The following is a 1,599-nucleotide window of genomic DNA, read 5'->3' on the forward strand; positions in this document are numbered from 1 at the left end:
CTCCCCCGGCACCGAGGCCGCCGACGCCGCCGATGCCGCCGTCCCCGCCGACCCGGCCGGCGCCTTCCCCGCCGCCCTCACCGACCGCTACCACCCCCTGAACCCCGTCGGCTCCGGCAGCGAGGGCACCGTCTGGCACGTCCGCCGCGCCGACGGCGGCGGCGACGCGGCCGTGAAGGTCGGCAACCCCGGCGTCCGGGCCGACGCCGAGCTCCTCGCCCACCTCGCCGGCGACCCCGCCTTCCGCCGGCACGTCCCAGAGATCCTCGGCCACGGCCAGGTCGAGCACGCGGGCGCGCTCTGCGACTGGATGGCGATGGAGTACCTCCCGGTCACCCTCGCCGACCACGTCGCCGAGCTGCGCGACCGGCGCCGCCTGGACCGGCCCGGCGAGAGCGAACGGATCATCCGCGAACTGGTCGACCTGCTGGCCTTCTGGCAGACCACCATCGCCCGCAACCCGGTCGACTTCAAACCCGCCAACATCCTGGTCCGCCCGGCCGGGAAGGGCGGCCGCTCCGCCGCCCAGTTCGTGGTGGCCGACTTCGGCGGGGTCGCCAAGCTCACCGCCAGCCGCCGCTTCTCGCCCGACATGCAGGTCACCGTCGCCTACATGGCGCCGGAACAGCTCGCCGGCCACAACCACCCGGCCGGCCCGTGGTGGGCGCTCGGCACCATCCTCCACGAGGTGTTCACCGGCGCCGGCCGCTACCGGCGGGCGGACGGCGGGCTGATCAGCGACGAGGCGCTGCAGATCCGGCTGGTGATGGACGCCGAGGTGGACGTCACCGCGATCGCCGACGAGCGCCGCCGGCTGCTGCTCCAGGGCCTGTTCACCAAGGACCCGGCCGACCGCTGGACGGCGGAGCAGGTCCGCGCGTGGCTGGCCGGCGGCAGCCCCGAGGTGGTGCGCAGCCGGCTCGACCCGCCGGCGCCCGAACCCGCCCCGACCGGGCCCGCGCACCGTCCGATCGGCTTCCGGGGCCAGGACTTCCACGACCCGGCCGCGCTCGCCGAAGCGATGCTCGGCCGGTCGGCGGACGCGGCGGCCTGGCTGGTCAGCGGCGGGGCGCGGCGGCTGCGCGACTGGCTGCGGGACGAGGTCAAGGACACCGCCGTCGACCTGCACTACCTCAAGGACGCCGAACGCGGCACCCCGGCCGAGAAGTCGGCGGCGGCCTCCCGGGCCGTGCTGGCGCTCGGCGCGGCGTTCACGCCCGGGTCCGTCCCGTACGTCCGCGACCGCCGGGTGGACGCGGCCGGGCTGGCCCAACTGGCGGGCGAGCCGGACGGGCCGGCGTTCGTCGACGAGCTGGTCGCGGCCGGGATGCCCGCGCTGGCCGCCCGCTTCGACTGCGGGCACGCCGCCTGCCCGGAGCGTTCCTGCGCCCGGCTGCTCGGGCTCACCCGACTCGCGGAGGTGCTGACCGCCGTCGAGCGCGAGGCGCGCGCCCTCGGCGGCCGCGGCGGTGGCGGTGGCGACGGCCGGCTCACCGCGAACGAACGCAGGACGGCCCGGCGCTGGGCGCTGCTGCTCACCGTCCAGCCGGAGCAGCAGCGGCGCGCCGTCGTCGGTCGGCTCTCCGTGCTGCCGGGCCC

At 77.4% G+C, this 1,599-nt stretch carries 1 protein-coding gene; it reads left to right on the plus strand.

What is annotated here, in order from left to right; genetic code table 11:
* The coding region (locus tag ABD308_RS39155) for a protein kinase domain-containing protein (protein ID WP_344345866.1) at positions 1 to 1,599 on the plus strand (1,599 nt) is incomplete at both ends.

It is taken from the genome of Kitasatospora putterlickiae, assembly GCF_039527695.1.
Lineage (GTDB): Bacteria > Actinomycetota > Actinomycetes > Streptomycetales > Streptomycetaceae > Kitasatospora > Kitasatospora putterlickiae.